At 59.5% G+C, this 25,505-nt stretch carries 24 protein-coding genes; 7 read left to right on the top strand and 17 right to left on the bottom strand.

Annotation, left to right across the window (positions count from 1 at the left end):
* Positions 1-10: 10 nt before the first annotated feature.
* The 8 genes from CAL20_RS10855 to CAL20_RS10820 all read right to left on the bottom strand — a co-directional run bounded on the left by CAL20_RS10855 (position 11) and on the right by CAL20_RS10820 (position 7,667).
* Complete coding sequence (locus tag CAL20_RS10855) at positions 11-763, bottom strand: amino acid ABC transporter ATP-binding protein (RefSeq protein WP_094838365.1); 753 nt, start codon at positions 761-763, stop codon at positions 11-13.
* Between the two features lie 67 nt (positions 764-830).
* A complete protein-coding gene (locus CAL20_RS10850) occupies positions 831-1,484 on the bottom strand; it encodes an amino acid ABC transporter permease (RefSeq protein WP_094821016.1) in 654 nt (217 codons plus the stop codon).
* Positions 1,485-1,519: 35 nt separating this feature from the next.
* Entirely contained in the window at positions 1,520-2,311 is a 792-nt protein-coding gene (locus tag CAL20_RS10845; RefSeq protein WP_094837852.1) for an amino acid ABC transporter substrate-binding protein, read from the bottom strand.
* 187 nt (positions 2,312-2,498) lie between these two features.
* On the bottom strand, positions 2,499-3,296 hold the full coding sequence (locus CAL20_RS10840) for an SDR family NAD(P)-dependent oxidoreductase (RefSeq protein WP_094821014.1): 798 nt from the start codon (positions 3,294-3,296) through the stop codon (positions 2,499-2,501).
* Between the two features lie 121 nt (positions 3,297-3,417).
* Positions 3,418-4,389, bottom strand: coding sequence for a Bug family tripartite tricarboxylate transporter substrate binding protein (locus CAL20_RS10835; protein WP_094821013.1), 972 nt, complete (start codon positions 4,387-4,389; stop codon positions 3,418-3,420).
* Positions 4,390-4,602: 213 nt separating this feature from the next.
* Positions 4,603-5,634 carry a nucleotidyl transferase AbiEii/AbiGii toxin family protein gene (locus CAL20_RS10830; protein WP_094821398.1) on the bottom strand — a complete coding sequence of 344 codons (1,032 nt, stop codon included), beginning with the start codon at positions 5,632-5,634 and terminating at the stop codon, positions 4,603-4,605.
* Positions 5,627-6,238, bottom strand: a complete 612-nt coding sequence (locus CAL20_RS10825) for a DUF6088 family protein (RefSeq protein ID WP_094837851.1) — start codon at positions 6,236-6,238, stop codon at positions 5,627-5,629. Before CAL20_RS10825 ends, CAL20_RS10830 begins: the two co-directional genes overlap by 8 nt.
* Before the next feature lie 376 nt (positions 6,239-6,614).
* A complete protein-coding gene (locus tag CAL20_RS10820) occupies positions 6,615-7,667 on the bottom strand; it encodes a serine hydrolase domain-containing protein (protein ID WP_094821397.1) in 1,053 nt (350 codons plus the stop codon).
* Positions 7,668-7,992: 325 nt separating this feature from the next.
* Here CAL20_RS10820 and CAL20_RS10815 point away from each other — a divergent pair, with 325 nt between their 5' ends.
* The 7 genes from CAL20_RS10815 (at position 7,993) to CAL20_RS10785 (ending at position 15,695) form a co-directional block, all read left to right on the top strand.
* Positions 7,993-8,721 carry a GntR family transcriptional regulator gene (locus CAL20_RS10815; protein ID WP_254924006.1) on the top strand — a complete coding sequence of 243 codons (729 nt, stop codon included), beginning with the start codon at positions 7,993-7,995 and terminating at the stop codon, positions 8,719-8,721.
* Between the two features lie 26 nt (positions 8,722-8,747).
* On the top strand, positions 8,748-10,337 hold the full coding sequence (locus CAL20_RS10810; protein WP_254924005.1) for an ABC transporter substrate-binding protein: 1,590 nt from the start codon (positions 8,748-8,750) through the stop codon (positions 10,335-10,337).
* Positions 10,338-10,390: 53 nt separating this feature from the next.
* A complete protein-coding gene (locus CAL20_RS10805) occupies positions 10,391-11,308 on the top strand; it encodes an ABC transporter permease (RefSeq protein WP_094821009.1) in 918 nt (305 codons plus the stop codon).
* 3 nt (positions 11,309-11,311) lie between these two features.
* The gene (locus tag CAL20_RS10800; protein ID WP_094821008.1) at positions 11,312-12,223 is read left to right on the top strand and encodes an ABC transporter permease; all 912 of its coding nucleotides are present in this window, start codon (positions 11,312-11,314) and stop codon (positions 12,221-12,223) included.
* 4 nt (positions 12,224-12,227) lie between these two features.
* Positions 12,228-13,208: an ABC transporter ATP-binding protein gene (locus tag CAL20_RS10795; protein ID WP_094837850.1), complete on the top strand. Its 981-nt coding sequence runs from the start codon at positions 12,228-12,230 to the stop codon at positions 13,206-13,208.
* Complete coding sequence (locus tag CAL20_RS10790) at positions 13,205-14,176, top strand: ABC transporter ATP-binding protein (RefSeq protein WP_094821006.1); 972 nt, start codon at positions 13,205-13,207, stop codon at positions 14,174-14,176. The genes CAL20_RS10795 and CAL20_RS10790 overlap by 4 nt, the downstream gene beginning before the upstream one ends.
* A gap of 133 nt (positions 14,177-14,309) precedes the next feature.
* Complete coding sequence (locus CAL20_RS10785) at positions 14,310-15,695, top strand: M20 family metallopeptidase (protein ID WP_094821005.1); 1,386 nt, start codon at positions 14,310-14,312, stop codon at positions 15,693-15,695.
* Positions 15,696-15,805: 110 nt separating this feature from the next.
* On the opposite strand, the gene CAL20_RS10780 is transcribed toward CAL20_RS10785, so the two are convergent.
* The 9 genes from CAL20_RS10780 to ssuE form a co-directional block, all read right to left on the bottom strand.
* Complete coding sequence (locus CAL20_RS10780) at positions 15,806-18,352, bottom strand: mechanosensitive ion channel domain-containing protein (RefSeq protein ID WP_306431374.1); 2,547 nt, start codon at positions 18,350-18,352, stop codon at positions 15,806-15,808.
* A 96-nt stretch (positions 18,353-18,448) separates the two neighbouring features.
* Entirely contained in the window at positions 18,449-19,012 is a 564-nt protein-coding gene (locus CAL20_RS10775; RefSeq protein WP_176456508.1) for a c-type cytochrome, read from the bottom strand.
* Positions 19,013-19,088: 76 nt separating this feature from the next.
* Positions 19,089-20,438, bottom strand: a complete 1,350-nt coding sequence (gene soxC, locus CAL20_RS10770; protein ID WP_094821003.1) for a sulfite dehydrogenase — start codon at positions 20,436-20,438, stop codon at positions 19,089-19,091.
* Between the two features lie 76 nt (positions 20,439-20,514).
* Positions 20,515-20,730 carry a TOBE domain-containing protein gene (locus CAL20_RS10765; RefSeq protein WP_094821002.1) on the bottom strand — a complete coding sequence of 72 codons (216 nt, stop codon included), beginning with the start codon at positions 20,728-20,730 and terminating at the stop codon, positions 20,515-20,517.
* A gap of 28 nt (positions 20,731-20,758) precedes the next feature.
* Complete coding sequence (locus tag CAL20_RS10760; RefSeq protein WP_094821001.1) at positions 20,759-21,661, bottom strand: ATP-binding cassette domain-containing protein; 903 nt, start codon at positions 21,659-21,661, stop codon at positions 20,759-20,761.
* 26 nt (positions 21,662-21,687) lie between these two features.
* Positions 21,688-22,479: an aliphatic sulfonate ABC transporter permease SsuC gene (gene ssuC, locus CAL20_RS10755; protein ID WP_094821000.1), complete on the bottom strand. Its 792-nt coding sequence runs from the start codon at positions 22,477-22,479 to the stop codon at positions 21,688-21,690.
* A complete protein-coding gene (gene ssuD, locus CAL20_RS10750; RefSeq protein ID WP_094837849.1) occupies positions 22,476-23,663 on the bottom strand; it encodes an FMNH2-dependent alkanesulfonate monooxygenase in 1,188 nt (395 codons plus the stop codon). Before ssuD ends, ssuC begins: the two co-directional genes overlap by 4 nt.
* A 27-nt stretch (positions 23,664-23,690) precedes the next feature.
* Complete coding sequence (locus tag CAL20_RS10745; RefSeq protein ID WP_373558292.1) at positions 23,691-24,674, bottom strand: sulfonate ABC transporter substrate-binding protein; 984 nt, start codon at positions 24,672-24,674, stop codon at positions 23,691-23,693.
* A gap of 84 nt (positions 24,675-24,758) precedes the next feature.
* On the bottom strand, positions 24,759-25,343 hold the full coding sequence (gene ssuE, locus CAL20_RS10740; RefSeq protein WP_094820998.1) for an NADPH-dependent FMN reductase: 585 nt from the start codon (positions 25,341-25,343) through the stop codon (positions 24,759-24,761).
* Between the last annotated feature and the right edge of the window lie 162 nt (positions 25,344-25,505).

The raw sequence follows: 25,505 nt of genomic DNA, 5'->3' as shown, positions 1-25,505 counted from the left end.
CTCGCGGGCATTACAGCATCTGGCCCAAAAACGCCCTCGCCCGCTCTTGCTTGGGCGCGTGGAAAAACTCCTCGGCGGGGGCTTCTTCGACAATGCGGCCGTTGTCCATGAAGATCACGCGATGCGCGGCCTCGCGCGCAAAGCCCATTTCATGCGTCACGACCAGCATGGTCATGTGTTCGTCGGCCAGTTGCTTCATCGTACGCAGGACTTCGCCCGTGAGTTCGGGGTCCAGTGCAGAAGTCGGCTCGTCAAACAGCATGATATCCGGCTCCATTGCCAACGCCCGCGCAATAGCCACCCGCTGTTTCTGCCCGCCAGACAGGCGCCCCGGATAGTTATCGCGTTTGTGCAAGAGACCGACTTTGCGCAGCAGCTCTTCGGCCTTGGCAATGGCCTGGTCCCGAGGCACACGCTGTACGGTGATCGGGGCTTCGATGATATTTTCCAGTACCGTCTTATGGGGAAACAGGTTGAACGACTGGAACACCATTCCCATTTTGCGGCAAATCCGGCGCACCTCGGCGTCGCGCACATAGTGGCTCGCGCCGTCGGCAGAGGCGGAGGCTAACGTCTCTCCCTCGATCGCGATGCTGCCCTGATCGATGGTCTCCAGATGAATCAGGCAACGCAAGAAAGTACTCTTGCCCGACCCTGACGGCCCGATGACAGCGACCACCTCGCCCTTGCGCAGTGTCAGCGACACTTGATCCAGCACACGCACGCCGTTAAATGATTTGCCCACTTGGTGGGCGGCGATCATGATGGGGCGCGGATCGGCGCTGGCATTGGAAGTCATATCGGTGGTCAGAGCTTCCCCCGCTGCTGGATTACTGATCGTACTTGGCATAGCGTTTTTCCATGTACTGGAACAACCAGGTCAACAACAGCGTCATGATCAAATAAAACGCAGCCGCCACCAGAAACGGCGTGGTCGTGAAATCGCGCTGCACGATACCGCGCGCCGTGCGCAAAATGTCATTGAGCGCCAGCACATAAATCAGCGACGTATCCTTGACCAGGGTGATGGTTTCGTTGCTCATGGGCGGCAACACGCGCTGCACCATCTGCGGCAGCACGATGCGGCGCAGCGTCTGCAGATACGTCATGCCCAGGACTTTGCTGCCCTCGTATTGGCCACGATCCACGGACTGAATGCCGGCACGGAAGATCTCGGCAAAATACGCCGCGTAATTCAACGCAAAAGCGACGATCGCAGCCGGAAAATCAGGCAGCCGCACGCCGATCACCGGCACGAACGGCAATGCAAAATAGATGAACAGCATCTGCAGCATCAGCGGCGTACCCCGCATCAACCAGATATAGGCGTTCACCAGTTGGCTCAAAACGCGCCAGTGCGAGATGCGCGCCAGCGCCAGCAGCAGCCCCAAGGGCACTGCCAGCGCGAACGTCACGAAAAACAAGGTCAGGGTCGTTTTCGCGCCCTGAGCCATCGGCCCCAGCAGGGAAATGATGTAATCCATGCGGTGCTCTCGTCAGCCGACCACTTGCGGCGGGCTTATTTGATGATGTCGGCGCCAAACCATTGCTGAGCAATGCGGGCGGCCGAGCCATCTTTTTTCATGGCGGTCAGGATTTCGTCTAACTTGGCGAGCAGCTCGGTGTCTTCCTTGCGCAGGCCGACGCCGTAGTCTTCGGTACCGAAGTTTTCCCCGAGGACGCGATACTGCCCTTCGCGTTTGCTGGCCAGATAGCGGCCCACGACCTCGTCCACCACCACGGCATCCAGACGGCCTGCCGACAGGTCCATCAGCGCGGTGACGTTATCGCCGAACAGCTTCACTTCTTTCAGGCTGGCGGCTACAGGCGCGTCTTTCTTGATGGCATCCACGGCGCTGCTGCCGTCTTGTGCGCCGACGACGCGGCCAGACAGATCAGCCTTGGTCTGGATGGGCGAGGCTTGCGCCACCAGGATGATCTGATGGTTGGCCATATAGGGGGCAGTGAAGGCGATGTTCTTTTTGCGCTCTTCGGTGATGGTCAGGCCGTTCCACAATGCGTCGACCCGTTTGCCGTTGAGCTCGGCCTCTTTGGCGCTCCAGTCGATGGGCTTGAACTCGACCTCGACGCCCATACGCTTGGCGGCCTCGCGAGCCATATCGATGTCAAAACCGACCAATTCATTCTTGTCGTCCCGGAATCCCATGGGCGGGAAATTATCGTCCAGGCCGACAACGACCTTTTTCGCAGCAGCCGGAGCGGCCGCTTGCGGAGCCGGTTCATCTTTTTGGCCGCAGGCCGCGAGCAACGACGTAGCGCAGACCAGGAGAGCAGCGGTCAGTTTTTTCATGGTGGAGTCAGGCGCCCAAAAGGCGCTAAGCAATAAAATTGGACAGGGCCCAGCAAAGGCCGAATCGATGATTATAGCCAGTCTGACTCACCCCTGAAGCCACCCCACCGCGCCCGAGCCGGCCAGGTCCGTGCGACGGGCACGTTCAGAACCGTCGGCCCAGGCGGCGGACGGCGACGCTCCCCTATCAGGTGCGTCCGGGACGCGGGATGTGGCTCATCAGCGTCTGCGTAAATCCGCCGTCGACCGTGATCTCGGCGCCGTTGACATACGCAGATCGTTCGCTCAACAGAAAGACTGCAATATTTGCAATATCCTCCGGCGTACCGATACGGCGCAGCGGCACGGCTTTCTCACGCTGCTCGCGCAGTTGGGCATCTGCGTAAAAAGCTTCGGTCAGGGGCGTTTTGATGAGCCCGGGGTTAATGGCGTTGCTGCGCACCCCCAGCGGCCCCAGCTCGAAAGCGAGTTGCCGGGACAGCATCAATATAGCGGCCTTGGCAGTACTGTAGCCGCAGCTGTAGGCCTGCGGATTGTGGCCGGCGATGGAGGCGACATGAACGATCGTGCCCTCCCCCTTGGCCAGCATCGGTTTTGCAAAGGCTTGCGCGCATCGCAGATAACCCGTCAGATTCACATCGAGTTGGCGGCTCCAGTCGGCAATCGCGACGTCTTTCAAGTGCCCTGGCATGGTCATCGCAGCGTTATTGACCAGACCATAGCAATCGCCCAAGCGCTGGCCGACCTCTGCAGCGGCCGAGGCGACCTGTTGATCGTCTGCAACGTCGCAGGCGATCGATATGCATTCTCCCTGCGTATCGGCGCGCAATGCGTCCAGCTCCGTTGCTGGCAACGCTTGCCTGTCGAGCATCGCCACGCGAGCACCCTGTTCCAGCAGCGCACGTACCGTCGCGCGGCCAATCCCGCCATTTGCGCCGGTGACCGCGACGACGCGGTCGCGGATGCCAAGCCAGGTTTGGTTCATATCAGCCCTATCGTTTCTTCCGGCTGCAACAAGCTCTGACTTATATCAGCCATATCATTCCTTTCATTACGAGACATTCCGGTCCAGCTGTGCGGTTCGGTTCGGCCAGCTGTGACGAACACTAATCGATCACGATGTTGTTTTCGCGAATCACGGCGCCCCAATGCTGCCGGTCGGCCTCTAACTGAGCATCCAGCGCCTCTGGCCCTGCGGCTCGGTCGGTTTGGCCATTAAGCTTCAGCACCTCATGAAATGCGTCCGTCTGAACCGTTTTAATCGCTGCGGCGGCAATCTTGTCGATGATTTCACGCGGCGTTCCCTTGGGCGCGTGCAATGCCGTCCAATAGGTGGATTTCAGTTGCGGATAGCCCAACTCACCCACGGTGGTAATGGCAGGCAAAGTCGGATCGCGTTGCTCGCTCGTCAGCGTCAGTATCTTCAGTTTCTTGGAGTTCTGGATCATGGGAATGGGCGTGGCATAGTTCATGTCGCCACGGGCATCCATCAGATCGATCAGCGCGGAGTTATTGTCCTTATACGCGACAGGCGTCATCGGAAAACCTAGTGTCTTCGACACCAAGAGGCCGAATAGATCCGTGACGCTGCCCGGACCCAGCGTCCCGTACAGTAGCGGCCTGCCCTGTTCCTTGGCATAACGGATCAGTTCGTCGATCGAATTCACGCCGATCGATGTGGGCACCGTAATCGTCAGGGGGCCATCGAACAACAGCGCCACGGAATCGAAACTGTCTACCCGATATGGCAGCGACGGGCGCAGCATGGCATTCAATGAAATGGGACCGGTGCCGCCCAACAGCAGTGTCTGCCCGTCTGGCTTGGCCCGAGCCACGTACGATGCACCGATGATGCCGTTCGCACCAGGCTTGTTTTCGACTATCACATGGCGGCCAAGCTCTTTGCTGATTCCTTCGGCCAGGATACGGGCGAAATTATCGTTGGTGCCACCCGCCGTATAAGGAACCACAATGGTGATTGGCTTGTCGCTGTCCGCTCGAGCGGAAACAGGAAACGCGAACGCCAGCGCTGTGCTGGCCGCGAGCGCGATGAGTCCCCTGCGCTTGCCATTGGGCATGTGTGCTCCTCCTAGGTATTCTCTACTCAAGAACGAGCCGCATGCCGGTTGCAGACTGAGGCTGAGGCTGACGCCAAAGTCCAGGTGCCAGTGCAACACTGGCCCTCACCGCAGGCTATGACATCGGACGCGTCATGAGTAATTCAAATTTTGAGACGCCAATGATACGGTCGATCGTCATCAAAAATTACTCCAGAAATTTGCAGAACTGTTCTACGTTCTTTGCAGAGATGCTGCGCGATTGATATCCCGTTCCAATGCGGACAGGCGCTCTATGATTTGGTGAAAATCCAGGCTCTCGCCATAGAACATCTGCGCATCCAGCATAGTCTGGTAGTCTCGTTGTAGCGCCCTCATCAACACCTCATCGGGAATTAGCCGCAGACCACCAGCCTGACACAGACCATAGTGGCTGAATCCGCTGCGATAGAAGGTCTCCTTGATATTCAGCACGTCGGCCAGCAATTGGGTATCAGCCAACGCCTTCTGCCCCACCTCATGGTCGGCCAAACGCGCCAAGTCGTACCAATGTCGCGACAAACGCTCCGCATCGATGCGCAGGTCCGGACGATGGCACTCAACATGGATGAGGGTAGCCTTTTCCCAAAATGTACGCATTGGCGATAACACCACCACTTGCGCGCTGGGAAACACCAACTGCGGCACGTGGGCGGCCACGTCGGGCACTATTTTCATCGCGTCTTGCGGCAGCGCCGTATTGCGGCCACCGAATTCGATCAGCACGCTTGGTCGCAGATAGGCGTCAGTATTCTCTACCGCGCTGGGGTAGTACAACCAGAGCCTCTCTGCATCGTCACTGACTTCGATGTTGAACTGGACCATTGGAAGCGACTGCGTCAGTGCCTCTTTCAATGCCGGGACCAACTCCTCGGTGACATGCTTAATCAGAGCCTTCTTAAGCATATCGGACAGCTTTCGGCGCTGCGTATTGGAAAGCATCGCAAGTTCGGGCACATCGACGACCAAGCTCCTATAGTCGATGGTGACATCAATGTCCTCTGAAAAGCGCTCGATAGCTTGATAGACCTTGGACAGAGACGTGCCGCCCTTGAACGCCATGGGTTTGCGATTCGGCAGCGCGAACAATATCCCCAGTACTTGGCACAGCCAGATGTCCTTCTCGAGAATCTCAGCGCGTCGACCTAACACGGGTGCCAAGCCATGCAGCAGTTCAGCCTGCTCGGCCGACGATAAATCGAAGTAGTGCACAACAGACTCAGGCACGAGCAGGCTCACTGCGCTCGTAGCTAATGAGGGCCTGCACCATCCAGGCAGGCATCAAGGCCTTGGCCTCGCTCAACGCCTCGAACTCGTCAGCGGGCAATTTCTTTGCGATCTGTCTGAAGGTGTTTGGTGTGACTTGATCTCGTCCCAGATACCAGAGGGCCGACAGCGCCTGGCCTGCTGGCTGGCCAGCCAATGCGAGCTTGCGTGGAGCCACATGTTGCAACCGGACAATCAGCTTGCCCAGCCGGATCCGATGTGAGGAGCCCGTGGTGTGAAAAACAGCCTGTGCTGGCATCTGCGTAGACAGCCCCAGGCGCCGTGCAGCTTCCGCTCCATGAATCTCGATCGTCGCGCCTTCGGCCTGAGCAACCGTTCGCGCTACCTGCTCTGGCGCGGGCATGGATTTGATACCGAACCGTCCGGCCTTGAGCACGACGTACAAACCATGGCCTATGCGTTCGATACTGCCGGCCTTCGTCAGCCGCATCAACGTCTGATCAATGGCAGCGCGCGACCCTAGGCCCGCAAACAAGGCGGGAGTGAAGGGCTCTCCCGACGGATGCGAGGCGACGCGTTCACGGATAGATCGAGAAGTACTCATGATTAGCTTGTCAGGGTATTTGTTAGATATTTTAGTGAAAAATCTAACAAAATACGAATTGGCAGCCGTAACGAATGCCCGATGGCAGCCCGCCGTCACGGACGATGCTGAGATCGCAGTGGTCGGCCGCGCCGTCAGAATGGGCGTTATCGTCCGCTCTGGCGCTGAACGGAATCGGGCCCGGTGGGCACGTTGAGTTTGCATGCCCGAGATACTATTCGCTCCGAATTAGATTGCTGGATAAATACACAGCACTCAATTCAAATCAGACCGATCCTGCCACCATCCATAAGCCATGCCTTTTCCCCTCGGTATGAATGGCCGAAGCTTGTCGAAGCGCGATCGAATAAAGCCATACGAGCGTTAGCAAACAAACTCAACCATCCACTGCCGCCAATATCCTGCCGAACAGGCCATCCGCGTACGCCGAATTCAGCCAGCGCACAATCACGACCATGCGGCGCTCGGGTTCCACCCAGGTGAATGAGCTGCCGGCCCCGACACCAAAGAAACTCGATGCCGGCACGCTGGGAAACATCTTTTGCCCCTCGTTCAACCAGATCAGATAGCCGTAATACGGCGCCAGCTCGCTGGGCGTGCGCATGGCGCGCAGCCATTCGTGCGAGATCACCTGCTTTCCATTCCAGGCGCGGCCGTCATTCAAGAGCATCTGACCGATCAAGGCTTGATCCTCGCTGCTGATGGACATCCCGCCGCCCCAATGCGATCCGCCGGGCACCGACGGCATCAGCACACCGTCGATGTTCACCCAGGCATTGTCATAGCAGACCCAGTTCCAGCTTTCGCTGGCTCCGATCGGCCGCATCACCGCCTCGCGGAAGACCTCCGGCAGCGGCTTGCGGAATAAATGCAGCAATGCATATGACAATTGATTGATACGGACGTCGTTGTATTCCCAATACGTGCCCGGCGTTTGCAACGGACGCGGATCGCCTTTCTTGCCATTGGGCGGCGCACCGAATGTCACTGCGCGATAGCGGTCTGCCTGATCCGAAACGCCAAAACGCTCGCCTTCCCATTCGCTGGTCTGCTGCAGTAAATGACGCCAGGTAATCAGCGCGTTATTGCCCTCGTCAAAGCCGATTCCGGGCACGCGGGCGCGCACGGGCTCGTCGACATCCGGCAACAGGCCTCGGTCGTGCGCCACGCCTGCCACCAGCGCCAGATACATCTTTGCCACGCTGAACGTCAGGTCTGCACGGTGCGGTTCGCCCCAGGATGCTACGGTCTTGCCATCGACCACGACCAGCCCCGTCACAGGGCCGCGATCATGCACCGGCCCGAGCAAGCGGTTCCAAGGCGGAGGATCCTGCTGATGCACACCGAAGACGCCGTCGACCGAGCGGTCCCAAGTGGTTTCGTGGTCTTGCGCAAACTGAATCGCCTGCTGCATCAATGCGTCTTGCATGAAGCCCCCAAAATTGTCGTTGACGAACGGCCAGTGACCACGCTGCCGATCGTTTTTGAACGAAGCGCATGGCGGGTCCGACCCCGCCAAAATGGTATACCACTGGCAAATTCCCTGTTTCAAATCATACGCAAGGCCCTCGCGCGCCGCAACGGCCACCCGGACACACCCTATCATCGATTACCCGTACGCCCTTGTTTTATCGGAATACTGCAGGGTAATCCCCCATAATGGGGCGTGGATTACGTGCTTTATAGTGAATAAAAGATCAAATCCATTTGGTATACAAGTGAGCAGCGATCCCCCTACGCTTTCTGATAGCGCAGTGTCCGACGCCCCGCCCGCCATACGCCCGCCACGGGCCTCGGGCAATGGCGGCACGCTGCCCGCCAGCGTAGCGGAACGCTTGCGCGAACGCATCATCGAGGGGGAATTTCCCCCAGGATCCCGTTTGAACGAACGCACCTTGGGCGAAATGCTCGGCGTCTCCCGCACACCGTTACGAGAGGCGCTGCGCCTTCTGGCCTTTGACGGGTTGGTACGCATCGAGCCCAATCGGGGCGCACAAGTCGTCGAGCTGTCCGAAACCGATGTGCGCGAGACGTTTGAGGTCATCGGCGGGATCGAGACCCTCGCCTGTCACTATGCTTGCGAACGCGCAACCGATCAGGAAATCGCCGAAATCCGCGCACTGACTTTCGAAATGAGGGCCAGCCATGCCCGCCGCGATCTGCCCACGTATTACCGGTGCAATCGCGAAATCCATGCGCGCATTCATCAGGCTGCGCACAACACGCTGTTGACGCGTCTGTATGAGACCCAAAACATCCGCATTCAGAACCTGCGGTTCGTGTCTAACGAAAACCACGAAAACTGGGACCGCTCCATGCGCCAGCATATCGATCTCGCCGAGGCGCTGGCTGCCCGCGATACCGCTCGGCTGACCGAGATCATGCGCATGCATTTGCAGTGCAAATACGAGGCCGCGCTGAAGTATCTGGCACAACGTACGCCCAGCCAGGGGCCACCGAATCACCCGCAGTATTCCGCTTAACCGATTACGCTCGACAGGAGCCCATCATGGAACATCGCGTTAGATTGGCTGCACCGCTGCATTTGGATCGCCCTGAACACCGCCATCACGTCGTGCCCCGTTTCAAGGCGTTGGCCGCCGCGCTGCTCTTTGCCGGCACCGCGCTGAGCATGTCGCCTGCGCTGGCCAACAAGCAGAACGATACGCTGCGCATGGCCTATGACCAGGCCCCGGAAAGCGTTGATCCCTATTACAACAACGTCCGTATCGGCGTCATCATCGCCGCCAATGTCTGGGATACCCTGCTCTATCGCGATCCGCTGACCAACGAATACAAGGGGCAACTGGCGAAAAGCTGGAAACAGGTCGACGACAAGACCCTGGAATTCGAGCTGCGCGAGGGGATCAAGTTTCACAATGGCGAGGAATTCGACGCCGATTCCGTCGTCTACACGCTCAATTTTGTCGCGGACCCGAAAAACAAAGCGACGACGCAACAGAACGTGCGCTGGATCGACAAAGTAGAAAAGATCGATAAATACAAAGTGCGCCTCACGACCAAGGAACCCTTCCCCGGCGCCAAAGAATATCTCTCAACCACCGTCGCCATCCACCCCGCGAAATACTATGCCGAAGTCGGCCCGCAAGGGATGAACGCCAAGCCCGTCGGCACCGGCCCGTACAAGGTGGTCGAATACATACCCGGCAAATCGATCACGCTAGAGGCCAACAAGGACTATTTCAAAGACTCGCCCAAGGCCCAGCCCAAGATCGGCAAGGTCGTGATCCGCTTTATCCCGGATCGCCAGACACAGATGGCAGAGGTGATTTCCGGTGGTGAAGATTTCATCATGCACGTGCCCAAGGACCAGGCCGAGCAACTGAGATCCATGCCTCAACTGCAAGTCAAAAGCGGCAACACCATGCGTATCGCGTTCATGCAGATGAACATCCGCGACGATACGCCCGCCCCGCAGCTCAAGGATGAACGCGTACGCAAAGCCATTCTGCACGCCATTGATCGCGAGTCCATTATCAAGAACATCGTGGGCGAAGGCTCGGAGCTGCTCAACACCATCTGCACACCCTCACAAGTCGGCTGCACCGACGAAGGCGCACCGATTTACAAATACGATCCGGCACTAGCCAAGAAACTGCTGGCCGAGGCCGGCTATCCCAATGGATTCGACATTGATATCGTCGCCTATCGCGAACGCAATCAGACCGAAGCCATCATCAATTATCTGCAAGCTGTCGGTATCCGCGCCAAACTGAATTTCCTGCAATACGCCGCGATGCGTGACATGATCCGCGCGGGCAAAGCGTCGCTGACGCATCAGACCTGGGGCTCGAACCTGGTCAATGACGTGTCGGCCTCGACGCCGGTGTATTTTGCGTTCGGCAATGACGACGTGACGCGTGATCCCAAGGTCCGCGAATTACTGGACAAGGGCGATGTGACGATAGACAGCACTGCCCGTAATGCCGCCTATAAAGAGGCCCTCACCATGATTGCGGAACACGCCTACGCCGTGCCGCTCTGGTCGTTGCCGGTGTATTACGTCGCCAGCCAGGACGTGGAGTTCAAGGCCTATCCTGACGAGCTGGTCCGTTTCTGGGACATGAGTTGGAAATAACCCTGAAACCCTGACAACCGCCACGGTGACGTGGCGGCGCACGGAGTCTTTCAATGCTTGCATTCATCATCCGGCGGCTGGGACTGGCGGTGATGGTCGCTCTGACCGTCTCCGTCCTGGCGTTCATGCTGTTGCATCTGTCGGGAGACCCCGCCGTCGCGCTGGCGGGCGAAGGCGCGCGCCAGGCGGACATCGACATGGTGCGCAAAGCCTATGGGCTGGACCGTCCCGTCGTTGTTCAGTACGCCGATTGGTTGTGGCACATCCTGCAGGGCCAGTTCGGCACCTCGGTGTATTTCAAGACGGCTGCCGGACCGTTGATCCTGTCGAAGCTGCAGACCACCCTGATGCTGGGGCTGAGCGCGTTGGCTGTAGCCTTGCTGATCTCCATTCCGCTGGGCGTGATTGCGGCGCTCTACAAGGGCGGCATTGCCGACCGCATCTGTCTGGCCGTAGCGGTGCTGGGCCAGGCCTTGCCGAATTTCTTTTTTGCGCTGCTGCTCATCATGCTGTTTTCGATATCGCTGCGCATACTGCCAGTATCCGGCAGCGGAACGTGGCAGCATTTCGTGATGCCTGCGATCGCGCTAGGCTACTACGTCGCACCGGCGTTCATGCGGTTGATACGTGCAGGCATGATCGAAGTCCTGGCTGCCGATTACATCCGCACGGCCAGGGCCAAAGGCCTGCCCACCGGCACGGTCATCTTTAAACACGCCTTGCGCAACGCCATCGTGCCCGTCGTGGCTCTGGCCGCCGTGCAACTTGGCTACCTGTTAGGCGGCTCGGTCGTGATCGAAACGGTTTTCGCGCTGGACGGCCTAGGCTATCTGGCCTATCAAAGCATCACGTTCAAAGACTATCCCGTCATGCAACTGATCGTGCTGCTGCTATCCGTACTGTATGTGCTGCTGACATTGGCAGCGGATATTGCCAACGCGTGGCTGGACCCACGCATCCGGGTGTCGTAGACCATGACTGTACCGACCTCACCGATTACGGCTAATGCGCCAGTACCGAATGTGACTGCACCGGCGGGCAGTCTGACCTGGCGGCGTTTACGGCAGAACAAGGCGCTGCTGGCAGGCGGCGGCATCTTGCTGTTGATCGTCTTGATCGCGATCTTCGCGCCCTGGATAGCGCCGCATGATCCTTATTTTCAGGACCTGGCCCATCGCACGGCGCCGCCTGTCTGGTATGAGAAAGGCACGTGGCTGCATCCCCTGGGCACCGATCAATTGGGCCGTGACTATATGTCGCGCCTCTTTTATGGGGCCAGGATTTCCTTATTGATCGGAATCAGCGTTGCACTTATCTCTGGGCTGATCGGCACCGCGTTAGGCATGGCCGCGGGGTATTTTGGCGGCCGCGTAGATATGTTTGTCTCCTTTCTCGTGACGACACGCCTGTCCATGCCGGTCATTCTGGTGGCCTTGGCCACCGTCGCCATCGTGGGCGGCTCGCTCTGGGTCGTGATTCTGGTGCTGGGCTTTTTGAAATGGGATCGTTTTGCTGTCGTCATGCGCAGCGCCACGCAACAGGTGCGCTCGCTCGAATACGTCGCCGCCGCCCAATCTGCCGGCGCCTCGACCTGGCGCATTGTTCGTGGCGAGGTGTTGCCGAACGTGGTGCCGCATCTGATCGTGATCGCCACGCTGGAGGCCGCCAGCGCCATTCTGCTGGAGGCGGCCCTGTCGTTCCTGGGACTGGGCGTGCAACCGCCGCTGCCCTCATGGGGCCTGATGATTTCCGAGGCCAAGGCCTATATGTTCTTTTCGTTCTGGCTGATCGCCATCCCCGGCAGCGCGCTGGCGCTGCTGATTTTCGCCATCAACCTGGCAGGCGACGGCCTGCACCAGTGGCTGACGCCCGAGGACAAGGCCTGACGCAATGACCGACTCCGATATCGTATTAGACGTACAGAACCTGCGCGTGGATATCGATACGCCACGCGGCCAGCTGCATGCGGTGCGCGACATTTCATTCCAGGTGCGGCGTGGCGAGACATTGTGCCTGGTGGGTGAATCGGGCTGCGGGAAATCCATGACCTCGCTGGCTATCATGGGCCTGTTGCCCAGGGCCGCAAAACGCAGCACTTCGCGCCTGGCGGTCCTGGGCGAAGACCTGTCTCGCGCCAGCCGCCGGCGCGTCAACGCCCTGCGCGGCAACAAGATGGCCATGATTTTCCAAGAGCCCATGACCGCCTTGAACCCCGCCTATACCATCGGCGACCAACTCACTGAACACTATCGCCACCATCGGCATGCCAGCGCCAGTCAGGCTCGAGAGCGTGCTGTGGAGTTGTTGGAAAAAGTCGGCATCGCCTCTGCCGCGCAACGGCTTGGACAATATCCGCACCAGTTGTCTGGGGGCCTGCGTCAACGCGTCATGATCGCCATGGCATTGATGTGCGGCCCGGAACTCTTGATCGCCGACGAGCCCAGCACGGCGCTGGACGTGACCATTCAGGCGCAGATCCTGCGGTTGCTGGCCGACTTGCAGGCGGAATTGGGCATTGCCATGGTGCTCATCACGCACGATCTCGGCGTGGTGGCCCGCATTGCGCGCCAGGTCGCCGTGATGTATGCGGGCCAGATCGTCGAACAAGGTCCTGTATCCGAGCTATTTCAAGCGCCGCGCCATCCGTATACCGAGGGGCTATTGGCCTGTATTCCGGTGCCGGGCCGCACCCCTCCCGGCACGCCGTTGGGCACCATTCCCGGCGTCGTGCCGGCCTTGGTCGGCGATCTGCACGGTTGTGCATTTCATGATCGATGCCGCTATGCGCAGGCCGTTTGCCAACAGGCCGTTCCCGTTCACGAAGCACCCGGCCGGCAGTGGCGCTGCATTCGCACGGAGGCGCACGCATGAGCCCACTCATCCAGGCGCAAGACGTCAGCCGCAGCTTCACGGTAAAGAGCGGCATGTTTCAACCTCGCCGCACGCTGCATGCGGTCAATGGTGTGGATTTACAGGTAGAGCGCGGCGGCGTGCTGGGCATTGTCGGAGAATCCGGCTGCGGCAAATCCACCCTGGCGCGGCTGCTGCTGGGGCTCATCCCGACGACCAGCGGCAGCGTCAGTATCGAAGGCCAAGACATACGCAGCATGTCGCGGCGTGATCTTGCGCGGCGGGTTCAACCCGTATTCCAAGACCCCTATTCGTCGCTGAACCCGCGCCGCAGCATCGCGTCCATCGTATCGCTGCCACTGGAGGTGCACGGCATCGCCAACCCTCGCCAGCACAAAGCCATCGAGATGCTCGAACGCGTGGGCCTGCCTCCCCGGCTGGCCAACAACACGCCCGGGCAGCTGTCCGGCGGCCAACGCCAGCGCGTTGCGATTGCGCGCGCCCTGGTGATGAATCCTGAAATCGTCATCTGCGACGAGCCGACCTCAGCATTGGACGTATCGGTGCAGGCGCAGATCATGAATCTGTTGATGACGCTGCGGCAGGAATTCAACCTGACCTATGTGTTCATCAGCCATAACCTGGCTGTCGTCGAACACATTGCGACACACGTTGCGGTGATGTATCTGGGCCGCGTGGTTGAATCCGCGCCTGCCACCGAGCTTTTTCATGAGCCGCGCCATCCGTATACACAAGCCCTGCTCGCCTCGGTGCTCACGCCCGAACCGGGACTGGGCATACCGGACATGGGACTGGGACTATCCTTTCCCGACCCGATCAATCCGCCCGCCGGCTGTCCGTTTCATCCGCGCTGCAAACATGCGATGCCGCAGTGCGAACAACAACGGCCTGCGCTGCACACACAAGGTCAGGCGCAAGTCGCTTGTCATCTGTATCCGTCGTATTCGCAAGAAAAGGCCATTGCCTGAAGACTGCGTACTCAAGCGATGAACAGACAAAACTCAAATGACGACACTCGGAATCAAACATCATGCCGCCCACAGCTGAGGTTCTTCTCCGAAGCCATGTGCGGAGTTTCCATCTCATTCAAGGAAAATCATCGTGAGCCGTGAACAAGCCATTGCCAACGCTGAACAGTGTTTTGATTCAGGCGCCTTCCGTGCCGTTCTGAGCCGTCGTGTGAGCATCCCCACAGAGAGCCAGAACCCTGATCGCGCCGAGGCGTTGGCAAGCTATCTCTCCACCGAGATGCAACCCGCCTTTGAGGCAATGGGCTTTCGCTGCGAGACCTTGACTCATGCCAAGGCACGCGCCCCGTTTTTATATGCGGAGCGTATCGAAGACCCTGCCCTGCCCACCGTACTGGGCTACGGCCACGGCGACGTGATTCGCGGGCTCGAACCTGAATGGCACGAAGGCCTGTCGCCCTGGACGCTGACCGAGCGAGACGGCCGCTGGTATGGACGAGGCATCGCTGACAACAAGGGCCAGCACAGCATCAACATGGAGGCGCTGCGTCTCGTATTGGAAACGCGAGGCAAGCTGGGCTTTAACGTCAAATACCTGATCGAGATGGGCGAAGAAACCGGGTCGCCGGGGCTGCGCGAGCTATGCGAACAGCACAAGGATCGTTTCAGCGCCGATCTGCTCATCGCCTCGGATGGCCCACGCCTGAGTCCTCAGCGCCCCACCGTATTCCTCGGCGCGCGCGGCAGCCTGAATATCGATCTCAGCATCGAGGCGCGCGCAGGCGGCCATCACTCGGGCAACTGGGGTGGATTGATATCGAACCCGGGAATCCAGCTCGCACACGCCATTGCCAGTATTTCATCTCCCACGGGACAGATTCGTATCCCGGAATGGGTGCCTGCGGAGTTGCCGGCATCCGTACGGCGCGCGCTGGCGGATTGCGAGGTCGACGGCGGATCGGATGGCCCTGTCATCGAGCCGGAATGGGGAGAACCCGGCCTCTCGCCCGCCGAACGCGTATTCGGCTGGTGCTCGTTCGAAGTCCTGGCCTACAAGACCGGCAATCCGGAAACCCCCGTCAACGCGATCCCGCCACGCGCCTGGGCGCGATGCCAATTGCGTTTTGTCGTCGGCGTCGATCCCGACAATTTGTTGCCTGCGTTACGCCGCCATCTGGATCGCCAAGGCTTTCCCATGGTGAAAATACAAACCACGCGCGAAACCATGTTCAAGGCAACACGGATCGACCCCGAAGATCCCTGGGTCAAATGGGCCGTGTCGTCGCTCGAAAAAACCAGCGGCAAGAAAACCGCCATTCTGCCGAATTTGGGCGGGTCCCTGCCCAATGATATTTTCACCGACGTGCTTGGGTTAAAGACGGTATGGGTCCCACATTCGTATCCGGGATGCTCGCAACATGCTCCGAACGAGCATTTGCCTCCGGAGCTGTTGCGCGAAGCATTGACCTTGATGACGGGACTGTATTGGGATCTGGGCTCGGGCGGCACACCAAAATGACATTTGCCGGATAGCCGCCAGCTATTTTGGAGCAATCAGCCGGTTAACGCGAGCGCGCGAACGTCTTGCTCTGCGCGTTAACCGGCCCTGACTGTCCGACGACACTCAAGTCATGCCGGCTTCTTGTTCTGAGAGACTTCAGGTCCCTGGCTGGCATCGGCCGCCTGCGTTGCGGCAGAATCCGCTGCAGCCTCGTCGTCCGCTTCGGCCGTACGCTCCAGCTCATTGCCCAACACGTCCTCCGACGCCTCGCCCTGCTCCTTGGATAATTGACGGCGCGTGTGCCCTGCCGCACGCGCATTATGTGTATTCGCGGCACGCTCGGTCTGCATGAATACGTTGGCCGGCGGGGCGTAGCCATTCTTGTCCTGACCAAAGTACAGCACGGTGTGCGGATACGGCAGCTCGATACCGGCAGCGTTGAAGTGCTTCTTGACCAATCGGTTGTAGCCGCGCTGCACTGCCCACTGCATACCCGGCGTGGTCTTGATCAACACGCGAATGGTCGCGCCCTTTTCGTTCAATGCGGTCACACCCGGAATGCTGACGTCTTCCAGGACCTCGGGGGCCAGCAACTCATCCTGCATCAGTTCATCAAACGCCTGGCGCAGATGCTGAATCGCATCATCCACGCTTTCCCGATGCGAAATCGTGTATTCGCCCAAGTGATACGAGAAATCGCGCATATGGTTGGACACCACATCCACCGATGAGAACGGGATCAAATGATAGCCGCCGTCCAGCGTACGTATACCCACCGAGCGGATCGTGATCTTTTCCACTGTCCCGAAAATCCCTGCGACCTGAACCACGTCATTCTGGTTCATGCCGTTTTCCAGCTGGATGAAAATCCCTGTGATGATGTCTTGTACGAGCTTTTGCGAGCCGAAGCCGATTGCCAGACCGACCACCCCGGCGCCTGCAATCAGCGGACCGATATCCACGCCGATCTGTGAGAGCACCACCATGACCGTCATCGTGACGATCACGATCAGGGTGGCATTGCGAAACAGCGCCAACAAGGTGCGCTCGCGCGCGGTAGGCAGGCTGCGGCCCTCTTGTGTGCTGAGCCGATGCTCGATGATGCTGGCGATCAAGGTCCATACCACGGCCGCCACCAACAGCACGATAGCCACATGGACGACAACGCCGATGGCCTTTGCCCCCGCGGCCGAGGAAATCCACCTCGACAAGTCAAACACCCGCCAGGCATCCAGCACAAACAACGCCACCACGATGCGTACCAGCACGCCAACGCCGCGCAGTCCTGCGGGCACATAGGCATTCACGCGCGCTTCCAGCATGGGCAGCTTGCGCCGCACATCCTCGGGCAGACGGATGCGCTGAGCCAACATGGTGGCCAGCAACATGATGACGAGCGACCCCACGGCCAGCGCCACGACCGATTGCACCGTCGCTTGGACCATGAATGGCAAGGCCTCTTGGGTGTCAACCTGACTGACTATCAGCAATACCGTGAAATATCCGATCGCCAGGAAATGCCAACTGCGCGCCAACAGACGCAGCGCCGTGCCAAATGAGTGGATCGAGGCGCGTTCGGCGCGCTGTTTTAAATGTTCGCGCAACAAGTTGCGGTTACGCCAAATGATACGCACCGCGTAGATATAGGCCGTTATCATGATGGCCAGGCCAAGCAATTCGCCTAAGGCAGGCGACAGCAGAGACTGCGCCACGGGCTCGACCAGCAACAAGCCGTAGCCCACGACGGCAGCGATATGCCCCAACCGGACATTCCAGTACTGAGCCGTCTCATCGGCCATCGTAAAAAGACGCAGCGCCGGATAGCGCGTGGCAAACACCGCGCGAATCAGGGCTCGCGTAATTCCCACGGCCACAAAGGCATTCACAAACAAGGATTGCGCCGTCGTCACCGCACCGTAGGGTCTCTCTGCATACATTGCCGTGGCATAGCCTGCCATTCCGGCCAACAACACGATAGCCATGTCGATAAGCAAGGCCCCGACAATGGCTCCCGCCCGCCGCACAAACATGGCCCTGGCTGCGGACCGTACCGGCCCGACGGCCGACAACGACGGGGTCGCCGCCCATTTGTCTATCCGGGTGTAGGCAAAGGCTGCAATGGCCCGCAATACGCCAAAAACGATCAAGGTGGCTGCCGCGACAATGGCAAGGCTCACCAGAGTCGTAATCAGCCGCTCTCGCCGCTCCGGGACCATGCCCCGGTTTTGCACCACCGCCGTCAATTCGTCTACGGCGGTCTGTGCATTCGTGCCCATCGTCGCCAGGAAATCCTGTGCGCCAGTCGCAATGCGCGTCGGCAGCGACGGCGGCGCGGCAGTCGGATCCGTGCCAGACGCAGGCTGGGACGGCGCCGCCGCCTGTGCCCGGAGTTGCTCGATCAGCTTATCGCGCGTGGTGGGATCATCGAGCAGGTCCGCCAATTTGGCAGGCGTCAACGCGTCAGCCGGCGCCGCTTCGGCGGCGGGCTTCTCAGCAGCGGACGACAAGCCAGGAATCGCAACGGCTGCCTGCACCCCTTGGCTGAGGAACAGCGCAAACAACACCGCCATGACGCGGCATAGTTGCACCACCCATGGTATCGCCCAGCGCGCGCGCGACAGCGCCGGATTGACATTCATACCGAGGGAATGGGCGGTGCGGGTCTGCAAAGCCACGTGGCGGCCTCCTTGACGAGACGGTGTGCAGCCACTAAAGCGCAGGCCGCGACAACGCAACGCCCCATTTCTGGGGCGCCGCCGTCATGATATAGGTCATCGAGGCGACCCGACAACCGCCGCGGCCTCAGCCGCGCTGGCCTGGGGCTTCACATCCGGCCGAGCATCGTCTACAAATCCGTCCCGATTCGGCATCTGGATACTGCGCAACCCACCCGCATCCAATACCTTATCCTCTGGCCATAGACCGTTCAAATGCAGCACATAGGCCGACACCGCATAAACCTCATCATTACTGAGGGATTGCGGCGCATAGAGTGGCATAGCGCGGCGAATATAGTCGTACAGCGTCGTAGCATAGGGCCAGTAACTACCCACCGTACGTATCGGTTTGGCGCTGGCCAGCGTCCCCGCTCCGCCCACCAGACGATCACCTTGTCCACCCTCGCCCTGCGCACCATGGCAGGCGGCGCATTGCGCAGCATACAAGGTCCGTCCGGCGGCGACAGTCCCCTGACCCGCAGGCAGGTTCAAGCCATCAGGCGCGACATCGATATTCCAGGGCGCCAGGCGGGCCTCGGTCAATGGCGTACCAATGCCATAGTGCCCCAAGCTCGCGGGCTGCGAAGGCTGCTGGGCCGATGCTGAACTGACCAGCATCAGCGACACAGTGACGCTATGACCTATACCACTCAAGAGCGTATGTATGGAACACCATCGCGACCAGCCCCGTGACTCAGCCTGTTTTAATACGCGCATTCGTGACCTCGCCATTCGCAGCGACACGCCAGGGCGTAATCGCATTGTTGTGATAGGTATTGTTCACCCCGCGCACAGCGACCAGCGCTTCGAGGGTGGGCTGCACATAGCCGGTCTCGTCAGTCGCGCGGCTCTGGATCACTGTGGCTTCGCCGTTCCACTCCCAGGGATAACGAAATCGCGTGATCGCGCGGGTCAATACCGGCGCCTGCAGTTGCGCTTCGTGCCATGTCTTGCCATCATCTACAGACACCTCGACACGCACGATTTTCCCGTGCCCGCTCCACGCGATTCCACGGATTTCGTTAAAGCCGGGCTTAGACACGAGTTGGCCGCCAGAGGGGGCTGTGATGATGGACTTGGCCTCCATGTAAAACGTAAAACGCCGTGCAGTGCCGTCGGGCAGCGGATCCGTGTATTTGGAGGTCTCCTCGCGCGATTGCGCGGGCTTGTCCGTCACATGTAAACGCCGCAGCCATTTGATGCTCATATTGCCTTCGAACCCCGGTAACAGCAGGCGCAAGGGATAACCTTGTTCGGGACGCAGGCGCTCACCGTTCTGGCTGTACACCAGCAAGGCATCCTCCAGGCATTTCTCTATCGGAATACTGCGCGTCATCGCTGCAGCGTCGGCGCCTTCGGCCACGATCCATTTTGCTTGCGCTTGCACACCAGCCTCGGCCAATACAGTGCGCAGGGGGACGCCCGTCCACTCGGCACAGCTCACCAGGCCGTTAGCCTCCGCCGCCGTCTTGCCGTAGACGTTGTAGCCCGGATTGCCCGAGCATTCCAAAAAATAGATATGCGATTCGGAAGGGAAACGCCGCAGATCGTCCATCGTGAACAACAAGGGCCGATCTACCAAGCCGTGCAATGCCAGACGATGCTGAGCGGGATCGATCTCGGGTACGCCACCGTGATGACGCTCGTAGAACAGGCCGTTTGGCGTAATGATGCCGTCCAGCTCCTGGATGGGTGTACGCGTGGACGAGGAAATGTATTGCTTGTCGTTAGGGCGCAGATGACGAATCACCTTTTTTTCGTAGGCGGACGGCTGACCATAAGGCTGCCCGCCTGTAGGAGCCCCTGGCGCACGGCTCCATTCGGGGATTTCCAATGGTGTATCGGCATCGGCAGGAACTGCCGTAGTATGCGCCGTCACTGCTGACGAACCATACACGCCTGTCGTAGCCGTTGCCGCGAACAGGCCGCCTGCCGCAACACCCCGCCGTAGAAAATCGCGGCGCGATGACTGAACCGCCGTTATGGCCGCTGAATCGTCTACCTCGTCAATGTCGCTATCTGATACTGCGATACGGGTCTGCATGAACTCCCTCGTGAATCACACTCGAACACAATACGACACGCAAACAGCCGTTCGCGCTGTTTGCGCCCTCACGGCTTTAGAGTTTCGCCACGGACACTTCCGTAGCCTTTACAAACGCCAGCACCTCGGTGCCGACCTGCAGATCCAGTTCTTTGACCGAACGAGTCGTAATCACCGACGTGACGATACCGGAGGGGGTATCGACATCAACCTCGGACAGCACCGGGCCGAGGATGATTTCCTTGATACGGCCGCGAAACTGGTTACGGGCGTTGATGGATTGAATGCTCATGAGACTGCTCCTGTAAAAAAATCTGGCTCTAGACTGCCAGCCGCAAATGGTCAATGGAAATAACCTGAGCCAGCGGACGGGTATCCACCGGGGTGGGGTCTTTTTTGTTCAATACTGCGTCGAGCACACGTGCCTCCAGCGCAGCAAATGCAGTACTCGTGCGTAGCCGGGGCCGCGGCAACGCGACACGCTGGTCGAGGATCACATTGCCCTCGTCAATCACAATGACCCGGTCAGCCAAGGCAATCGCTTCATTTACATCGTGCGTCACCAGTACAGCCGTAAAACCATCGCGCAGCCAGAGATCCTCGATCAACTGCTGCATTTCCAGACGCGTCAACGCATCCAATGCACCGAGCGGTTCGTCCAATAACAAGAGTCCTGGCCGATGCAGCAATGCCCGCGCAAGCGCCACACGTTGCTTTTGACCGCCCGATAATGCGGCCGGCCATTCGCCGCCCCGTTCGCCCAAGCCGACTTGTCGCAGCACAGACGCCGCCTCGCCACGTTGACGAATGGCCGTACCGATGGCGACGTTGTCCAGAATCGATTTCCACGGCAACAGCCGAGGGTCTTGGAACATCATTCGCACGCGGTCATCGGCGCCGTCTTGCACCTCGCCGTCAAAGCGAATCGCAGTGCTGCCGCCTCGCTGCCCCGCGGCGGGCGTAGCGGTTTCCAGACCGGCCAGCAACCGCAGCAACGTGCTTTTGCCGCAACCGCTGCGCCCCACGATGGCGGCGAACTCGCCCGGCGCGAACTCGATATTCAGCCCCTTCAGGACGTGACGTTCGCCGTAATATTTGTTCAGCCCGCGCAGCGTGACATGCACGGGCGGCTGGGCCGCCGCCGGCTCAGTGTCATAAGTCTCGCGCACGAACGGCTGCACCGCGAGCTCATTCAATTCCCAGTTATACGGACTAAAGTGCATGATCGGCTCCGAAAATATTCGTGATCTCAGGTCGGCCGATAAGCCGGGTTCCAGCGCAACAATCGCGTTTCCAGGCCCCTCGCACACCAATCCGCCACCTTGCCCAACAACGCATACAACAAGATACCCAGCAGCACGACGTCGGTCTGCAGGAACTCGCGCGCATTCATCGTCATATAACCGATCCCTGACTGCGCAGAAATCGTTTCCGTCACGATCAGGATGACCCACACCAGCCCCAAGGCGAAGCGCAGCCCTACCAAGATGGACGGCAAGGCCCCCGGCAGTATCACGTCGCGATACAGTGCCCATCCCGACAGCCCATATGAACGTCCCATCTCGATCAGCGCCGGATCTACAGAACGGATGCCATGAAACGTATTCAGGTACACGGGAAAGAACACACCCAGTGACAACAGGGAGAGCTTCGCCGCCTCATCGATACCGAACCACAGAATCACCAATGGGATCAGCGCCAGCACCGGTATATTGCGGATCATCTGCAGCGTTGTATCCAACAAGGTCTCGGCGACACGTGAGGCGCCGTTCAACAGTCCCAGGGCCAACCCCAACCCGCCCCCGAGCAACAACCCCCACAGCGCGCGCAGCGCACTGACGCGCAGGTGTTCCCACAACTCGCCCGAGACGGCCAATTCCCATCCTGCTTTGGCTACCGACCATGGCGCGGGCAATATCCGTGAGGATAGCCAGCCTAATTGCGCAGACCCCTGCCACACAATCAGAATCAACAACGGCACCAGCCATGGCAGCGCACGGCGACGCCACGCTGACGCGGACAAGAACGACGCCGAACTCATGCAGGCACCGTCTGTTTGTTGCTGCGCCCCGGCACAATCTCCGTCGCCATCACTTCGCCAAACGGCCCGCTCAGCAGGCCTCGTGCGGGCTGCGTCACCGCCTTACCGGGCAATAACGGAAACACCAGCTCCGCGAATCGGTACGATTCTTCGAGATGCGGATAGCCGGACAGGATAAAGGTCTCGATGCCCAACTCGGCATACTCGCGCATGCGGGCGGCTACCGTTTGCGGACTGCCTACCAATGCGGTTCCCGCACCGCCGCGCACCAGCCCCACGCCTGCCCAAAGATTGGGCGAGATTTCCAGATGCGAGCGGCCGCCTTTTTCATCGTGCAACTGCCCGCCGTGCAGTGCCGCCATGCGGCGCTGGCCTTCGGAATCCATGCGTTGGAACGCAGCCTGGGCAGCAGCCACTGTGTCCTGATCCAAATGCTGGATCAGCGCCTCTGCAGCGGCCCACGCTTCTTCATCCGTTTCACGCACAATCACATGCAGACGAATACCGAATCTCAGCGTGCGGCCATGGCGGGCAGCGCGACGGCGCATGTCTTCGATCTTGGCAGCCACCGCCTGGGGCGGCTCTCCCCAGGTCAGATAGACATCGAGCTGCTCGGCCGCCAACTCGTGCGCGGCCTCTGACGAGCCGCCGAAATACAGCGGCGGATACGGCTGTTGCACAGGCGGGTAAATGACTTTGCCGCCCTTTGAGACCAAATGATCGCCAGCGTAGTCATACGCCTGCCCGTGATGACTGGCCCCAAGAATGCCGCGCCAGATTTTCAGAAAATCCGACGTCACGGCATAGCGCTCGTCATGGCTGACGAACACCCCATCGCCCTCCAGCTCCGACGGATCGCCGCCCGTGACCACATTGACCAACAGACGGCCGCCCGACATGCGATCGAAGGTCGCAGCCATGCGCGCGGCAAACTGCGGCGAACTGACACCAGGCCGTATCGCCACCAGGAATTTCAGCCGGCGTGTCGCATCGATCAAGCTCGACGCCACCACCCATGCATCCTCGCAAGACCTGCCTGTCGGCAACAAGACCCCGTCGTAGCCCAGCGTATCAGCCGCTACCGCGATCTGACGGAAATAGTCATGACTCGCCGCACGTGCGCCTTGCGTAGTGCCCAAGTAACGAGAGTCGCCATGGGTGGGGATAAACCAGAAAACGTTCATCAGCAAATGGCCTTATAGATCTATGCGTTAACGTAGCTCGGCTGGCGCCGCCTGCTGCACGTCCAGCTTGCGGGGAATCAGCTTCAGCGCGTAGAACGCGTCGGCGATTTCCTGTTGATGCTGCAATACCTCGCGCGTCACAGGCGTCACGCCGTAGGCCAGACGTTGCGCCGCCAGCTCTACCACCGGCCGTTCCAGGCCCAATACCGGCTGCAAGAGATCCACGGATTCTTTCAGGTGATCCTTGGCCCACAAATCGCCTTTGCGGATTTCCTCCAGCACGGTCTTGACCACGTCGGGATGCTTATCCAGGTAATCGCGAGACGCGAGAAAGAATTGATAGTTGTTGACCACGCCAGTCCCATCGGCCAATACACGCGCGCCCAACTGTTTTTCCGCGGCGGCCTGGAATGGATCCCAGATGACCCAGGCATCGATCACACCGCGCTCGAACGCGGCCCGAGCATCGGCGGGTGTGAGATACGTGACGTTGACGTCCTTGTATGGCACCCCGGCTTTTTCCAACTGCTTGACGAGCAGATAATGCACATTGGAACCCTTGTTCAAGGCGACTTTCTTGCCCTTGAGATCAGCCACCGATTGGATCGGCGAATCCTTCGGCACGAGAATGGCCTCACTCGTCGGAGCCGGCGGCTCGTTGCCGACGTAGACCAACGGCGCCTGCGCTGCCTGTGCAAAAATCGGAGGCGCCTCGCCCACCGTGCCGAAATCAATGGAGCCGACATTCAGGCCCTCGAGCAATTGCGGCCCTGCGGGAAACTCCACCCATTTCACGGCAATGCCTTGTTCACCCAGCTTTTTATCGAGCGAGCCCAGCGCCTTCAGAATGGTCAAGGTGCCGTATTTCTGAAAGCCGATGCGCAAGGTCTTGGCATCCTGCGCGGACGCTGCCGCGCAGGTCAGCATGGCGGCGCTCAACGCCATCACACCCGCGACGGCAAGGCGGGAAAAACGGAACCAACTCAGGAAAGGCAAATGCATCCTGTGCATGGGAATGCTCCTATGTATCAGTCGTTGTGCAGATCGTTATTGCGTGAGGTGTTCGGGCGCTGCATCATCAGCCTTTGCACACTCTCAAACACTGAATCTGGCGTTCAACGCCAGATAGCCGAGGTCATAACCCTGTGATAACGGCGCCGTCGACACGTGCTTGGCCAAACGATCGACTGCGGTATCCAGCCGTTCGCGCACATCGTCATCGATCGCAACGTGTCCCTGTTGCACCGTGACCTGCCGGTCTGTCGCATAAACGCCAGCCAAAATATGCCGTGCACCCAGGGCCGATAGCACGGGCTTGAGGCTGTATTCCAGCGCCAACAGGTGCGCGGTGCTCCCCCCGGTGGCTATCGGCAACACGATTTTGTCTGCCAGCGCCTTTTCATCCAGCAGATCCAGGATTGCTTTCAGTCCGCCGGCAAACGAGGCCTTATAGACTGGCGTGGAAATCAATAATGCTTGCGCGGCATTGACGCGTTTGCGCAATGCACTGGCGGCGGATCCGCTGTAGTTGCCTTCGATCAAATCAACGGCAGGCAGATCGCGCAACCCCAGTTCATCGCTGGCCAAACCACGCGCCGCTAATCGCTCTGCGGCATAACGTAATAAGGCCGATGAACGCGAGTTCTGTGAGGGACTGCCGGCCAACGTCAGAATCGTCATGATGAGGACTACCGCTCCGTCTGTATATAACCAGGAATGCGGTCATTCTGGCCTCGTCATGTCGATCTGGAAAATACTTAGTCGATATGTCGTTATGCGTGGTCCGTGCCGACTGCCCGATCCGATCCGCGCCGGGCACAGGACGCACAGGTATACTAAAAA

Origin of the sequence: Bordetella genomosp. 4 (genome assembly GCF_002261185.1) — a bacterium.
In the GTDB taxonomy this organism is placed as follows: Bacteria; Pseudomonadota; Gammaproteobacteria; order Burkholderiales; family Burkholderiaceae_B; genus Bordetella_A.
This window is presented reverse-complemented; position numbering and strand designations above follow the sequence as displayed.